Source organism: Mesorhizobium sp. W050 (assembly GCF_054719535.1).
In genome coordinates this window covers 1,946,009-1,959,674 of sequence record NZ_JBTTIH010000001.1, presented here as the reverse complement: position 1 = coordinate 1,959,674, position 13,666 = coordinate 1,946,009, and the positions used below count along the sequence as shown (strand labels likewise).

Here is a 13,666-nt window from a genome sequence, read left to right as displayed (position 1 = left end):
GCATCTGTTCTCTTTATGTTCGCAGCGATGGCGGCCCCTGTCAACAATCCCGAGCACGGTTTTTGCCGCGACTGCCTGACCTTTCAGCGCAGCGATACCAGGCGCTGTGAGCGTTGCGGCAGCCCTCAACTCACCCGCCATCCCGAGCTCTACCAGCTGCATCTGGCGCATATCGATTGCGACGCCTTCTATGCGGCGATCGAAAAGCGCGACAATCCGGCGCTGAAGGACAAGCCGCTGATCATCGGCGGCGGCAAGCGCGGCGTCGTCTCCACCGCCTGCTACATCGCCCGCATCAAGGGGGTGCGCTCGGCAATGCCGATGTTCAAGGCGCTCGAAGCCTGTCCGGAAGCGGTTGTCATCCCGCCCAATATGGAGAAATACGTCCGCGTCGGCCGCGAGGTCCGCGCGCTGATGCAGGCGCTGACGCCGCTGGTCGAACCGCTCTCCATCGACGAGGCGTTTCTCGACCTCGCCGGCACCGAGCGCCTGCACGGCATGCCGCCGGCGGTGGTGCTGGCGCGCTTTGCGCAGACCGTCGAAAAGGAAATCGGCATCACCGTTTCGGCCGGCCTTTCCTACTGCAAGTTCCTGGCCAAGGTTGCCTCCGATTTCCGCAAGCCGCGCGGCTTTTCGGTGATCGGCGAAGCCGAGGCGCTGGGTTTCCTGGCCGAACAGCCGGTGACGTTGATCTGGGGCGTCGGCAAGGCTTTTGCCGTAACGCTCGAACGCGACGGCATCCGCAGCATCGCCCAGTTGCAGCGCATGGAGCGCGCCGATCTGATGCGCCGCTATGGCGTGATAGGCACCCGGCTCTACCATCTCTCGCGCGGCCAGGACGACCGCCGTGTCGATCCCGACCAGAATGCGAAAAGTGTGTCGGCCGAAACCACTTTCGACACCGACATAGCTGAAATGGGCGAACTGGTTCCAGTGCTGAGGGGATTGTCGGAAAGGGTCTCGGCGCGGCTGAAGAAGTCAGGCATTGCCGGGCGCACCGTGGTGCTGAAGCTGAAGACGCAGGATTTCAAGCTGCGCACCCGCAACCGCCAGCTCGGCGACCCGACAAGGCTGGCCGACCGTATTTTCCAGACCGGGCTCGAGCTTTTGCGCAAGGAGGCGGACGGGACAAAGTACCGGCTGCTCGGCATCGGTGTCAGCGATCTATCGGATGACGAGAAAGCCGATCCGCCCGATCTCGTCGACGTCGGCTCGCGCAAGCGCGCCATGGCCGAAAGCGCCATCGATACGCTGCGCGACAAGTTCGGCAAGAAGGCGGTGGAAACCGGCTACACCTTCGGCAAAGGCCGCAACGCCAACCCGCCGGAGCCGATCGAGGGGTGAGACGGCTTAGATACGCTTGAGATCGATGCGGCTCGTCACCACGTTGTTGCCGGTTTTCGGATCGACGTCGGTAACGGTCAACCGCATTCCGTCGCCGCTGGTTTTCTCGACCGTCAACCGCGCCTTGCGATCGCCATTGACCTCCGCCGCCCAGCGAATGCCGAGACTGATCGCGTTGCCGGAGCGGCTGCCGGCGAGCTGTGCCGGCCCGGTGCGCGACCCGACATAGACGCCAGTATACTTCGCCCCGCGGGCCTTCAGATTGGCGCTGATGGCGCGCGTCACCACGACAAGACCACGGCAATTGCCGTCAAGCGACAATGAACTCGAGGTCGCGTCGGAATTGAAGGTGCAGGACACATTCACCGTCGGTGCGTCGGTGGTGACCTTGACTGTCCCATTGCCGGAGAAATTCCCTTGCAAGGAGCTGAGAAAATTCGCCTCGTCGGCATCGGCCGTGGCGCTTGCAGTTAGCAGGCAGCCGGCTAGCAGAAACCGCGCGAATGATTTCATCGGAATCTCTCCCCCGTTGATGTTGAAGAAACGATGCGTCCAGCAATTGGCCAATACCGGGAACCAACGCCTGCCGTTGCGTCAGGTTCCACTTCCAGCATGGCTGTTTTGCAACGGGTCTGGCCCAGTCGAATGCGTCGCCTAACGGTTGCGATAGAAGTCCCGGCTTGCGACATAGCGCCTATGGCACCTTCCCCATCGATCCCCAAAGCCGCGTTCTGGATGGCGCTGTCGATCGCCTCGTTCCTGGCGATGTCGGTCGCCGGCCGCGCCACGACCGCGGAGCTCAACGTGTTCCAGGTGCTGGAACTGCGCTCGGTGATCGGCTTTTTCATCCTGCTGCCGCTGGTGATTGTGAGCGGCGGCTTTGCGGCGATGCGCACGCAGCGCCCCGTCGCCCATCTCGCCCGCAATGTCATCCACTATACCGGCCAGGCGGCATGGCTTTACGCATTGACACTGATCCCGCTGGCCGTGCTGATTTCGATCGAATTCACGACGCCGATCTGGACGGCCCTGCTGGCGGTGGCCTTCCTCGGCGAAAGGCTCTCCCGACCCAAGCTGGCGGCGATCGCGCTGGGGCTGATCGGCGTGGTGATCATCGTGCGGCCCGGCGTTGGCGCCGTCGATCCGGGGCACCTGATCGTGCTCGGCGCCGCTGTCTGCTTCGGCATTTCGGTGGTCATGGTCAAGTCGCTGACACGCACCGACAGCGTCGTGCGCATCATCTTCTGGATGCTGATCATCCAGTCGGTGGTCGGCCTGATCCCGGCGCTTTATGAATGGCGCAACCCACCGCTCGAACTCTGGCCATGGATCCTGCTGATTGCCTTCACCGGCATGTCGTCGCATTTCTGCATGGCGCGTGCCCTCACCTATGCCGACGCTACGGTGGTTTCACCGATGGATTTCCTGCGCGTGCCACTGTCGGCGCTGATCGGCTGGCTGCTCTACAGCGAACAGATCGACATCTTTACAGCCGGCGGCGCCCTGCTGATCCTGATGGGCAACCTGCTCAACCTGCAGCGCAAGGCGCCAAAGCCGGCCGAGGTCGCGGCCTCGTAGCGGTCGGTCAATTCCCCTCATCCGGTATGTTGAGGAGATGCCCGCAGGCCTTGCAGTGCACGGCGTCCGGCTCATGCCGTTGCAGTCCGCACTGCGGACAGGGAAAGAACACCTTGGCGGGTCGAAAAATCGCGGTCGCCAGTCTGACGAACAGCGAGATGCCGATGATCATGGTGACGATTGCGGTCAGCTTGCCGGCAATTCCCGGCAGCACGATGTCGCCGAAACCGGTCGTCGTCACCGTGGCAACGGTGAAATAAAGCGCATCGACATAGTTTTCGAGGCCGGCGCCGGAGCGGAAGAAGAAGGTGTAGACGAAACCGGTGATGACGAAGAGAAACGTCAAAAGGTTGATGACCGCCTGGCTCGCCTCGCGCCATGGCCTTAGCCCGCGCATCTCGAAATGCCGCCACAGCGAGCCGCTGCGCGACAGCGACCACAGCCGCAGGATGCGCAGGAACGCCAGATTTGCCAGCGCCGTCGGCATCAGCAGCGTCAGAAGGATGAAGACATCGACCCAGGATGTCGGCTGTTTCATCAGCCGCAGCATGTCGTTGGAGGCTAACAGCCGGGCAATCAGGTCGGCGGCGACCAATGCGGCGACGGTATAGTCGAGCCACAGGAATGACGGCTTGTCCTGGAGCACCGGCGTGGCAACGAAGAAGGCGATGATGGCGAGGTCGATGATGACCGCCACCAGCTGAAACCGGAACGCCGCCGGCGTGCGTCCGTGATAGAGCTTGCGCAGCCTGTCACGCAGCCGCGCGATGGCAGAGCTTTGCTGCGATCCGTCCTTCTCGGCTGCTTTCATCACCAAGTGCGTAACGGTCCCAGGCGGGGCCGTCTAGAGCATGATCCCAAAAAGTGGGTGCCGGTTTTTGGAAAAGATCCCGTTCCAACAAAGGGTTAGATCATGATGAGATTTCAACCGAATCTCATCATGATCTAGTGGGCCCGGTGATCGTCAGCCCTCCACCACCTTGCCGTCCGGCCCGACGAGGCGCCAGGCCGAGGCGGTGTCGTAGACGAACCGCTCCTCCGCAATCCGGTCACCACGCCAGCGCTGCAGGGCCACCTCTTCCAGCCGGCGCACGGTGCCGGCCTTGTCGACACGGTCGAAGGTCCAGCGGATGGCGACATTGTCGCCATCGACCAGGAATGTCTGGACAGGATGGGTGTGCATCTTCTCGATCCGGTCGAGTGCTGCCTGCTCATGCGCCATCAGTGTTTCCTTGCCGCGCCGCGGGACGCCGAGATTTTCCTGCATGGTGGCATCGTCATGGTAGAAGTCGGCGATCGCTTTGACGTGGCTGCCTTCGACCACCTCCTTGAGGAAGGCTTCGACGCGTTCGCGGCTGGGCATGATTGTGCGTTCCTGTGAAGTTTCTGCTCAACGCATGTGGTTCAAAGGAAGGTCAGGTCAACCACGCCCCGCACGCTGGCCCTATCGGCTGCAATGTCAGGCCCAGAGCATCTTTATGCCGTCATGCACTGGCCGACGTCGATGGGATTGCCGTGTATATCAGCGCAGCCTAGACGAGCTCGACTTCGACCACACCCGGCACCGCGCGCATGGCCGACGCGATCTGCGGCGAGATGCGGTAGCGATTGGGCAATTCGATCTCGATCTCACCTTGCCCGGCCTCCTTGATCAGCACGAAGCTGACCTGGCCCTCGCCCTTCACCGCAAGCTGGCCGGCCAGCATGCCGATCGGAGCCGCATCGCGCACGAAGATGCGCAGCGCCTTCTGGATACGGCTGGCCTCGTCCTCCAGCGACTGCACCGTCTGGATGCGCAGATTGACCCCTTCGGGCCTATCCTCGGCCGAAACGGTGATCACCACCGAACGTCCGGGCTCGAGCAGATCGCGATACTGCGCCAACCCTTCCGAAAACAGCACGGCTTCATATTGGCCAGATGTGTCGGAAAAGGCGATGACGCCCATCTTGTTGCCGGTTCGGGTCTTGCGCTCCTGCTTGGTGGTGACGGTGCCGGCGAGCCGGCCCGCGGCGGCACCGCGTTTGACCGCAGCCGAGAACTCGCCCCAGTTTTGCACCCGCATCTTCTGCAGGGCCGCCTTGTACTCGTCGAGCGGATGCGCCGAAAGATAGAAGCCGACGACCTGGAATTCGCGGTGCAGCCGGTCGGCGGCAAGCCACGGATCGGTCTGCGGCAAATTGAGCGCCTGCTGCTGCGCGCCGAGCGACGCGCCGAAAATGTCGTGCTGGCCCGAAATGGCATTCTGCTGCGCCAGCGAAGCCAGCCCCATCATCCGTTCAACGCCGGCCATCATCTGGGCGCGGTCGTGGCCGAAGCAGTCGAGCGCGCCGGCCATGATCAAGCTTTCGAAGACGCGCTTGCCGACGATCTTGGGATCGACCCTTTCACAGAAATCGGCGAGATTCTTGAACGGCTTTTCGCCGCGCATGGCGACGATGTGCTCGACCGCAGCGTCGCCGACGCCCTTGAGGGCCGCCAGCGAATAGTAAATGCGGTTCTCGCCGACCTCGAAATTGCGGAAGCTGGTCATCACCGACGGCGCCACCACCTCGATGCCGAGACGCAGCGCATCCTGGCGGAAATCGGCGAGTTTGTCGGTGTTGCCCATGTCGAGCGTCATCGACGCCGCCAGGAACTCGACGGGGTAGTGCGCCTTGAGATAGGCGGTCTGGTAGGACACGACGGCGTAGGCGGCCGCGTGCGATTTGTTGAAGCCGTAGTCTGCGAACTTGGCCAGAAGGTCGAAGATGAAGTCGGCCTGCGGCTTGCCGACACCGCGTTCGACCGCACCGGTGACGAAGCGCTCGCGCTGCTTGTCCATTTCGGCGCGGATCTTCTTGCCCATGGCGCGGCGCAGCAGGTCGGCTTCGCCGAGCGAATACCCCGACAGCTCCTGCGCGATCTGCATCACCTGTTCCTGGTAGACGATGACGCCTTGCGTCTCCTTCACCAGATGGTCGATTTTGGGATGGATCGAGGCCATCTCCTCTTCGCCATGCTTTCTGGCGTTGTAGGTCGGGATGTTCTCCATCGGGCCGGGGCGGTAGAGCGCCACCAGCGCGATGATGTCCTCGATACAGTCGGGCCGCATGCCGATCAGCGCCTTGCGCATACCGGCACTTTCCACCTGGAACACACCGACCACTTCGCCGCGCGACAGCATGGCGTAGGTTTCAGGGTCGTCGAGCGGGATCGTCGCCAGGTCGATCTCGATGCCGCGCCGGCGGATCAGCTTCACTGCCGTCTCCAGCACGGTCAGCGTCTTCAGGCCGAGGAAGTCGAACTTCACCAGCCCGGCCTGTTCGACATATTTCATGTTGAACTGGGTGACCGGCATGTCGGAGCGCGGATCGCGGTACATCGGCACCAGTTCCGACAAGGGCCGGTCGCCGATGACGATGCCGGCGGCGTGCGTCGAAGCGTGGCGGTAGAGCCCTTCCAGCTTTTGCGCCATATCGAGCAGCGTCTGCACGATTGGCTCCTTCTCGGCCTCCTCGGCAAAGCGCGGCTCGTTGGCGATGGCATCCGCCAGCTTGACCGGATTGGCGGGGTTCTGCGGCACCATTTTGGAGAGCTTGTCGACTTGGCCGTAAGGCATTTGCAGCACGCGGCCGACGTCGCGCAGCACCGCGCGCGCCTGCAGCGTACCGAAGGTGATGATTTGTCCCACCTGGTCGCGGCCATATTTCTGCTGGACGTAGCGGATGACCTCTTCGCGCCGGTCCTGGCAGAAGTCGATGTCGAAGTCGGGCATCGACACGCGGTCGGGGTTGAGGAAGCGCTCGAACAGCAGCGAGAAGCGCAGCGGATCGATGTCGGTGATGGTCGTGGAATAAGCGACCAGCGATCCGGCGCCCGAACCACGGCCCGGCCCGACCGGAATGCCTTGCGCCTTGGCCCATTTGATGAAGTCGGCGACGATCAGGAAATAGCCGGGAAACTTCATCTTCTCGATGATGGAGAGTTCGAAATCGAGCCGCTCGCGGTATTGTTCGACCGTGTAGCCGGAAGTGGGCCCATGCGCAGCCAGCCGCGCCTCGAGCCCCTCATGCGCCTGCCGGCGTAGCTCATCGGCCTCCGCTTTCAGCGCCACCTCATTGTCGGCGACATCGCCGCCGGTAAAGCGTGGCAGGATCGGATTGCGGGTCTTGGGATAATAGGAACAGCGCAGCGCGATCTCGACGGTGTTGTCGATCGCTTCCGGCAGGTCGGCGAACAGCCGCGCCATATCCGCCTGGCTGCGCAGGAAATTGTCCGAAGTCAGCCGGCGACGGTTGTCGGCGGCAACCACCGAACCCTCGGCAATGGCGATCAGAGCATCATGCGCGTCATAGTCGTCGCGGGCGGCGAAGAACGCCTCATTCGTGGCGACCAGCGGCAGATCATGGATATAGGCAAGGTCGACCGATGATTTCTCGATAGCGCGGTCATAACCGGAAACACGGTCCAGCTCGACATAGAGCCGGTCGCCGAACAGCGCCTTGAGTGCCAGAAGCCGCGTCTCGGCAAGATCTCGGCGATCCTCCTTCAGCGCCCGGCCGATCGGGCCGCGCGGCCCGCCGCTGAGGCAGATCAGGCCATCGCTATGGCCTTCCAGCATTGCTGACGTCAGATGCACGGGCTCGCCCGGCGGCGTCTCCAGATAGACCTGGCTGACCAGCCTGACGAGGTTGCTGTAGCCGGCCTCGGTGGCGGCGAGCAGCACCACGGCGTGCATCTCCGGACCATGGCGGCGGCGGTCGCGCTGCGCGTCGCTGGTCTCGCCGGAAAAGGCGAGATTGATCTGGCAACCGATAATCGGCTGGATGCCTTCCTTCACCGCCTTCTGGGCAAATTCCAGCGCGCCGAACAGATTGTTTGTGTCGGTGACTGCGATTGCCGGGCACTCGTCCTTGACTGCATGACCGACAACGGCGGCGACCTGCAAGGCGCCCTCGAGCAGCGAATACGCCGAATGCACGCGCAGATGGATGAACGGCCGCGCCGGCGCCTCCGGGCGCGCAGCAGCGAGCGCTGCTTCGCGCCTCAGGGGATCGCGTGGAAGTTTGTCATCCGCCATGATGTTTCAAATTGCTCGAAGGGCTTTGAGTCGATGGAGATGTATTGTCCCGGACCGGGCGATGCCAGTCCAGCACAAATGACCACCGACCACAGGCTTCCGTACCCAGCCGCACGGCTCAGAGATTGTTCGAAATTCGCTCTGGCGAGTCATATGATGGTGGTTTCGAGAACCGGAGCGCAGCGGCCATTGGTCCGTGAGCACGGGAAGCGCAGAAACCACCTTCAGATGGCCGCCGGAGTAGAATTTCCAAACAATCTCTAGGCGAACTCCATGATCACCGCATCGACAGCCAGGCTGTCACCCGGCTTGGCGTTGAGCTTCGACACGACAAGATCGCGGTCGGCGCGCAGCACGTTTTCCATCTTCATCGCCTCGACCACGGCCAGCGTCTCGCCGGCCTTGACCTCCTGCCCCTCGGCAACCGCGATCGACACGACCAGGCCCGGCATCGGGCAAAGCAGCATCTTGGACGTGTCCGGCGCCACCTTCTCCGGCATCAGCCTTTCCAGCTCCGCCGTGCGCGGCAGCATGGCGCGCGCCGTCACCGACATGCCTTTCCAGGCAATGCGCAGGCCGTTCGGCGCCGGCCTGATCTGCGCCGTGACCTTGCGGGCACCGACAGTGCCGCGCCAGATGAGGTCGCCCGGCCGCCAGTCGGACGCCACGGTCAGCGCTTTGCCGCCATCGACCGACAGATCGATTTCCATCGGAATGGAGATCATGCCCTCGATGATCGAAGCCTGGAGATAGTCGTCGCCGAGCTTCACCACCCAATCGCGCTTGAGTGCGCCCGAATGCGGCGCCAGCCGCCCGCCCAGCCGGTCAAGCCGATCGCGGCGCAGAAGCTCGACCGCGGTGGCGATCGCCGCCAGCACTGCCTTTTCATCGCCATTGGGCACGATCGGCGCGAAGCCGTCAGGATATTCCTCGGCGATGAAGCCCGTCGATATCCGCCCCTCGCGCCAGCGCGGATGCTGCATCAGCGCCGCCAGGAACGGGATGTTGTGCTCGATGCCGTCGACGACGAAACTGTCCAGCGCTTCCGACATGGCATCGATGGCCTCGATACGCGTGGGCGCCCAGGTGCAGAGTTTTGCCACCATCGGATCATAGAACATCGAAATCTCGGAGCCTTCGGTGACGCCGGTGTCGTTGCGGATGAAGACATCGCCGAACTTGCCCTCCTCCGGCGGCCGGTAGCGCGTCAACCGGCCGATCGAGGGCAGGAAATTGCGATAGGGATCCTCGGCATAGAGCCGGCTTTCCACCGCCCAGCCGTTCAGCTTGACGTCGCTCTGCTCGATCGCCAGCTTCTCGCCGGCGGCGACACGGATCATCTGCTCGACCAGGTCGATGCCGGTAACAAGCTCCGTCACCGGATGCTCGACCTGCAATCGTGTATTCATTTCAAGGAAATAGAAGTTCTTTTCAGCATCGACGATGAACTCGACGGTGCCGGCGCTCTGGTAGTCGACCGCCTTGGCCAGCGCCACGGCCTGCTCGCCCATGGCCTTGCGCGTCCTGGCATCGAGGAATTGCGACGGCGCCTCTTCCGCAACCTTCTGGTTCCGGCGCTGGATCGAGCATTCGCGCTCGCCGAGATAAAGCGCGGTGCCATGCGCGTCGGCCAGCACCTGGATTTCGATATGACGCGGATCGACGACGAACTTTTCGATGAAGACTCGGTCGTCGCCGAACGAGCTTTTCGCCTCCGAGCGCGCCCGGTCGAAGCCGTCGCGCACTTCCGACTGGCTCCAGGCAATGCGCATGCCTTTACCGCCGCCGCCGGCCGAGGCCTTGATCATCACGGGATAACCGATCTCGCCGGCGATCTTTTCGGCATGGTCGGCATTTTCGATGACCCCAAGCCAGCCGGGAACCGTCGACACCTCAGCGGCCTTGGCGAACTTCTTCGATTCGATCTTGTCGCCCATCGCCTTGATAGCTTTGGGTTTCGGACCGATGAAGACAATGCCCTCAGCCTCAAGCGCTTCGCAGAAGGCGGCCCGCTCCGACAGAAAACCGTAGCCGGGATGCACGGCCTGCGCGCCCGTCTCCTTGCAGGCAGCGATGATCTTTTCAGGCAGAAGATAGCTTTGCGCGGCAGGCGATGGCCCGATATGCACGGCTTCGTCGGCCATTTCGACGTGCACGGCGTCGCGATCGGCGTCGGAATAGACCGCTACGGTGGCAATCCCCATCCTGCGCGCCGTCTTGATGACGCGGCAAGCAATCTCGCCGCGATTGGCGATCAGGATTTTCGTGAACATCGAAGGCGTTTCCTCGGTCTTTCGTCCTTCTTATGGGCTTCGGCAGCCGGGCTCAAGCACCGCCGGCAGCGCACCCATCAAGACACTCCCTGCCCGCCAGGCCCGTGCCGAGGGGCGAAGGTTGGGCTCGCCGACGACTGGGCCAAGATTTGCGCCATATTTGGTCGCCAAATCGGGTTGAAACAGTATAAAAACCCTGAAAGCCTGAAGACCAATCGCCTTGGGAGGAATTGCCTAATGAAAACCCGCGCCGCTGTCGCTGTCGCCGCCGGAAAGCCGTTGGAAATCATGGAGGTCGACCTCGACGGACCGCGCGAAGGCGAGGTGCTGGTCGAGATCAAGGCGACCGGCATCTGCCACACCGACGAGTTCACTTTGTCGGGCGCCGATCCCGAAGGCCTGTTTCCGGCAATCCTCGGCCATGAAGGCGCTGGCGTTGTCGTCGATGTCGGCAAGGGCGTCACCTCGGTCAAGAAGGGCGACCACGTCATCCCGCTCTACACGCCGGAATGCCGGCAGTGCCCATCCTGCCTGTCGCGCAAGACCAATTTGTGCACCGCCATCCGCGCCACGCAGGGCCAAGGCTTGATGCCCGATGGCTCCTCGCGCTTCTCGATCGGCAAGGACAAGATCTTCCACTATATGGGCTGCTCGACCTTCTCCAATTTCACCGTTTTGCCCGAGATCGCGCTCGCCAAGGTCAATCCCGACGCCCCCTTCGACAAGATCTGTTACATCGGCTGCGGCGTCACCACCGGCATTGGCGCTGTCATCAACACGGCCAAGGTCGAGCAAGGCGCAACCGCCGTTGTGTTCGGCCTCGGTGGCATCGGTCTCAACGTCATCCAGGGCCTGAAGCTTGCCGGCGCCGACATGATCATCGGCGTCGATCTGAACAACGACAAGAAGGAATGGGGTGAGCGCTTCGGCATGACGCATTTCGTCAATCCGAAGGAGATCGACGGCGACATCGTCCCTCACCTCGTCAACATGACCAAGCGTGGCGCCGACCAGATCGGCGGCGCCGACTACACATTCGACTGCACCGGCAACACCAAGGTGATGCGCCAGGCGCTGGAAGCCTCGCATCGCGGCTGGGGCAAGTCGGTCGTCATCGGCGTTGCGGGCGCCGGCCAGGAGATTTCGACGAGGCCATTCCAACTGGTCACCGGCCGCACCTGGATGGGCACCGCCTTTGGCGGCGCACGCGGCCGCACCGACGTGCCAAAAATCGTCGACTGGTACATGGACGGCAAGATCCAGATCGACCCGATGATCACCCATTTGCTGAAGCTGGAAGACATCAACAAGGGCTTCGACCTCATGCATGAGGGCAAGTCGATCAGGAGCGTCGTCGTTTACTAAGTGCGATCAGCAAAAGTGGCGCCCGGTTTTGCGTCCGATCGCACACCAAACGGAGGAAGAACAAGCCGCCGACCGAAGGGCCAGCGACTGAAGTTGCACAGGTTCAACAAGGGAGGAAGACAATGCCTGAGAAACTGCATCCGAAAATCGACAATGGCCTGCCGAAGGAAAGCGCAAGCTTTGCCGGCGGCACGCTGGTCTGTGCCTGCACCAGCAAGCCGGTGAAGGTGACGGTCAAGGGCCAGATCGCCCACAACCATGCCTGCGGCTGCACCAAATGCTGGAAACCGGACGGCGCGGTGTTCTCGGTCGTGGCGGTCGCCGGCACTGGCGACGTCACCGTCACCGAGAATGGCGACAAGCTGAAGGTGGTCGATCCGGCAGCGTTGATCCAGCGTCATGCCTGCACCGGTTGCGGCGTCCACATGCACGGCCCGGTCGAGCGCGATCATCCGTTCAAGGGTCTGTCCTTCATCCATCCCGAGCGCTTCGAGGAAGACGGCTGGTCACCGCCGGGCTTCACCGCTTTCGTCTCGTCGATCATCGAATCCGGTGTCGACCCCAAGCGCATGGACGGCATTCGCGGCCAGTTGAAATCGATCGGCCTCGAACCCTATGACTGTCTCAACCCCGGCCTGATGGATTACATAGCCACCTGGACGGCGAAGAAGTCGGGCGCGCTGCCGGCCTGACAGTACGAGATTTCTGGCATGGGGCCGGGTAACATGCCGGCCCCATGTCCGTTTTGGAGAGATAATGCCCGCACCCGCCATCTACGTCGACGCCGACGCCTGCCCGGTGAAAGCCGAGGTCGAGAAGGTCGCCGAGCGCCATGGCGTGGTCGTCACCTACGTCTCCAATGGCGGGCTGCGTCCGTCGCGCGATCCTATGATCCGCAACGTCGTCGTCTCTAAAAGCGCCGATGCCGCTGACGATTGGATCGTCGGGAACGCAAAACCCAACGACATCGTGATCACCGCCGACATCCCGCTTGCCGCTCGCACCGTGGCGCTCGGCGCGCATGTGCTTGGGCCAACCGGCCGGCCGTTCACGCCGGAGACCATCGGCATGGCGGTTGCAATGCGCGATTTGAAGCAGCATCTGCGCGAAACCGGCGAGAGCAAGGGCTACAATGCCAGCTTTGCGCCACAGGATCGCTCGCGTTTCCTGGGTGAGCTCGACCGTATCTTGCGGCGCGCGCTGAAATCCGTCACACCCGACCAGACGTGAAGCACCATCCGAGGTCGGGTATGGCCGACATATCGCCGAATAACCCCTTGCAGCGGCACAAGCAGTTCTTTGTGTCGCTAGCCGTCGGTCTGGTCGTATTTGCCGCGGTATTGCCTTTGATTGGATCGCTCCCCGTCTCCACGCGGCTTGCCTATTCGATCTCGATTGCCGCCGATTCCTTCTTCGTCGTCTTCATCGCGCTCGTCATCGCCAAGATGCCGCTGCTGTCCGGCCGCTATCTCAGCAAGAACGCGCGCGAACTGGACCTCCCAGTGCTGGGCATCTTTGCCATCACGCTCGGCATCGTCGCCATGGCCATTGTCCTGCTGTTCCTTTTGATCAATCACAAGGATCGCGACCCCATCGAACTCGGCTTCGCCATGCTGTCGATCCCGCTTGGGTGGTTCACCATCCATGCCATGGCCGCCCTCCACTATGCGCATGTCTACTGGATGGACGGCGACGCGATCGATGCCGAAACCAAGAAGAAGATACCGGTCGGCGGCCTCGATTTTCCCGGCGGCAAACGGCCGGACGGTTGGGACTTTCTCTATTTCGCGACGGTGATCGGCATGACCGCGCAGACCGCCGACACCGCGATCACGACCTCGCATATGCGCCGCGTGGTGCTTGTCCATTCGATCCTGTCGTTCTTCTTCAACGCCGTCATCGTCGCCGCCGTCGTCAATCTCGCGGTGAGCCTCGGCAATTGAGTATCCGTGCCCGCGATAAACCCGTGCCCGTAATAAAAACGTGACCGCATGAAACATCGCTTTCGATAGCGACGTATTGGGAGGACAAGGACGAGCGCGGCCA

The 13,666-nt window shown here is 62.5% G+C and carries 11 protein-coding genes; 6 read left to right on the top strand and 5 right to left on the bottom strand.

Features of this window, described 5'->3' with window-relative positions; all coding sequences use genetic code 11:
• Positions 1 to 15 precede the first annotated feature (15 nt).
• Positions 16 to 1,344, top strand: coding sequence for a DNA polymerase IV (locus ACYG9Y_RS09350; RefSeq protein ID WP_460223116.1), 1,329 nt, complete (start codon positions 16 to 18; stop codon positions 1,342 to 1,344).
• A 6-nt stretch (positions 1,345 to 1,350) separates the two neighbouring features.
• Here the strand turns inward: ACYG9Y_RS09350 and ACYG9Y_RS09345 are convergent, their stop codons facing one another.
• Complete coding sequence (locus ACYG9Y_RS09345) at positions 1,351 to 1,857, bottom strand: hypothetical protein (protein WP_023729856.1); 507 nt, start codon at positions 1,855 to 1,857, stop codon at positions 1,351 to 1,353.
• Between the two features lie 183 nt (positions 1,858 to 2,040).
• Between ACYG9Y_RS09345 and ACYG9Y_RS09340 the strand changes: the two genes are divergently transcribed.
• Positions 2,041 to 2,922, top strand: coding sequence for a DMT family transporter (locus ACYG9Y_RS09340; protein ID WP_023729857.1), 882 nt, complete (start codon positions 2,041 to 2,043; stop codon positions 2,920 to 2,922).
• A 7-nt stretch (positions 2,923 to 2,929) separates the two neighbouring features.
• Here the strand turns inward: ACYG9Y_RS09340 and ACYG9Y_RS09335 are convergent, their stop codons facing one another.
• The 4 genes from ACYG9Y_RS09335 to ACYG9Y_RS09320 all read right to left on the bottom strand — a co-directional run bounded on the left by ACYG9Y_RS09335 (position 2,930) and on the right by ACYG9Y_RS09320 (position 10,255).
• Positions 2,930 to 3,733, bottom strand: coding sequence for a potassium channel family protein (locus ACYG9Y_RS09335; protein ID WP_023738970.1), 804 nt, complete (start codon positions 3,731 to 3,733; stop codon positions 2,930 to 2,932).
• 153 nt (positions 3,734 to 3,886) lie between these two features.
• Positions 3,887 to 4,285, bottom strand: a complete 399-nt coding sequence (locus tag ACYG9Y_RS09330; RefSeq protein ID WP_023667583.1) for a nuclear transport factor 2 family protein — start codon at positions 4,283 to 4,285, stop codon at positions 3,887 to 3,889.
• A gap of 169 nt (positions 4,286 to 4,454) precedes the next feature.
• Positions 4,455 to 7,952 (bottom strand): DNA polymerase III subunit alpha, encoded by a 3,498-nt coding sequence (gene dnaE / locus ACYG9Y_RS09325; protein WP_444849043.1) that lies wholly within the window; start codon positions 7,950 to 7,952, stop codon positions 4,455 to 4,457.
• Between the two features lie 290 nt (positions 7,953 to 8,242).
• Positions 8,243 to 10,255 (bottom strand): acetyl-CoA carboxylase biotin carboxylase subunit, encoded by a 2,013-nt coding sequence (locus ACYG9Y_RS09320; RefSeq protein ID WP_023738972.1) that lies wholly within the window; start codon positions 10,253 to 10,255, stop codon positions 8,243 to 8,245.
• Between the two features lie 237 nt (positions 10,256 to 10,492).
• Between ACYG9Y_RS09320 and ACYG9Y_RS09315 the strand changes: the two genes are divergently transcribed.
• The 4 genes from ACYG9Y_RS09315 to ACYG9Y_RS09300 all read left to right on the top strand — a co-directional run bounded on the left by ACYG9Y_RS09315 (position 10,493) and on the right by ACYG9Y_RS09300 (position 13,563).
• On the top strand, positions 10,493 to 11,620 hold the full coding sequence (locus tag ACYG9Y_RS09315; RefSeq protein WP_023738973.1) for an S-(hydroxymethyl)glutathione dehydrogenase/class III alcohol dehydrogenase: 1,128 nt from the start codon (positions 10,493 to 10,495) through the stop codon (positions 11,618 to 11,620).
• Between the two features lie 122 nt (positions 11,621 to 11,742).
• Positions 11,743 to 12,312: an S-(hydroxymethyl)glutathione synthase gene (gene gfa, locus ACYG9Y_RS09310; RefSeq protein ID WP_023691150.1), complete on the top strand. Its 570-nt coding sequence runs from the start codon at positions 11,743 to 11,745 to the stop codon at positions 12,310 to 12,312.
• A 64-nt stretch (positions 12,313 to 12,376) separates the two neighbouring features.
• On the top strand, positions 12,377 to 12,850 hold the full coding sequence (locus ACYG9Y_RS09305; RefSeq protein WP_023667588.1) for a YaiI/YqxD family protein: 474 nt from the start codon (positions 12,377 to 12,379) through the stop codon (positions 12,848 to 12,850).
• Between the two features lie 20 nt (positions 12,851 to 12,870).
• Complete coding sequence (locus ACYG9Y_RS09300; protein WP_023738974.1) at positions 12,871 to 13,563, top strand: DUF1345 domain-containing protein; 693 nt, start codon at positions 12,871 to 12,873, stop codon at positions 13,561 to 13,563.
• Positions 13,564 to 13,666: the final 103 nt, after the last annotated feature.

Bases quoted from the DNA above. Each gene is read 5' to 3' on its own strand.
- ACYG9Y_RS09350 (WP_460223116.1), top strand. From the start codon at position 16: ATGTTCGCAGCGATGGCGGCCCCTGTCAACAATCCCGAGCACGGTTTT.
- ACYG9Y_RS09345 (WP_023729856.1), bottom strand. From the start codon at position 1,857: ATGAAATCATTCGCGCGGTTTCTGCTAGCCGGCTGCCTGCTAACTGCA.
- ACYG9Y_RS09340 (WP_023729857.1), top strand. From the start codon at position 2,041: ATGGCACCTTCCCCATCGATCCCCAAAGCCGCGTTCTGGATGGCGCTG.
- ACYG9Y_RS09335 (WP_023738970.1), bottom strand. From the start codon at position 3,733: ATGAAAGCAGCCGAGAAGGACGGATCGCAGCAAAGCTCTGCCATCGCG.
- ACYG9Y_RS09330 (WP_023667583.1), bottom strand. From the start codon at position 4,285: ATGCCCAGCCGCGAACGCGTCGAAGCCTTCCTCAAGGAGGTGGTCGAA.
- ACYG9Y_RS09320 (WP_023738972.1), bottom strand. From the start codon at position 10,255: ATGTTCACGAAAATCCTGATCGCCAATCGCGGCGAGATTGCTTGCCGC.
- ACYG9Y_RS09315 (WP_023738973.1), top strand. From the start codon at position 10,493: ATGAAAACCCGCGCCGCTGTCGCTGTCGCCGCCGGAAAGCCGTTGGAA.
- gfa (WP_023691150.1), top strand. From the start codon at position 11,743: ATGCCTGAGAAACTGCATCCGAAAATCGACAATGGCCTGCCGAAGGAA.
- ACYG9Y_RS09305 (WP_023667588.1), top strand. From the start codon at position 12,377: ATGCCCGCACCCGCCATCTACGTCGACGCCGACGCCTGCCCGGTGAAA.
- ACYG9Y_RS09300 (WP_023738974.1), top strand. From the start codon at position 12,871: ATGGCCGACATATCGCCGAATAACCCCTTGCAGCGGCACAAGCAGTTC.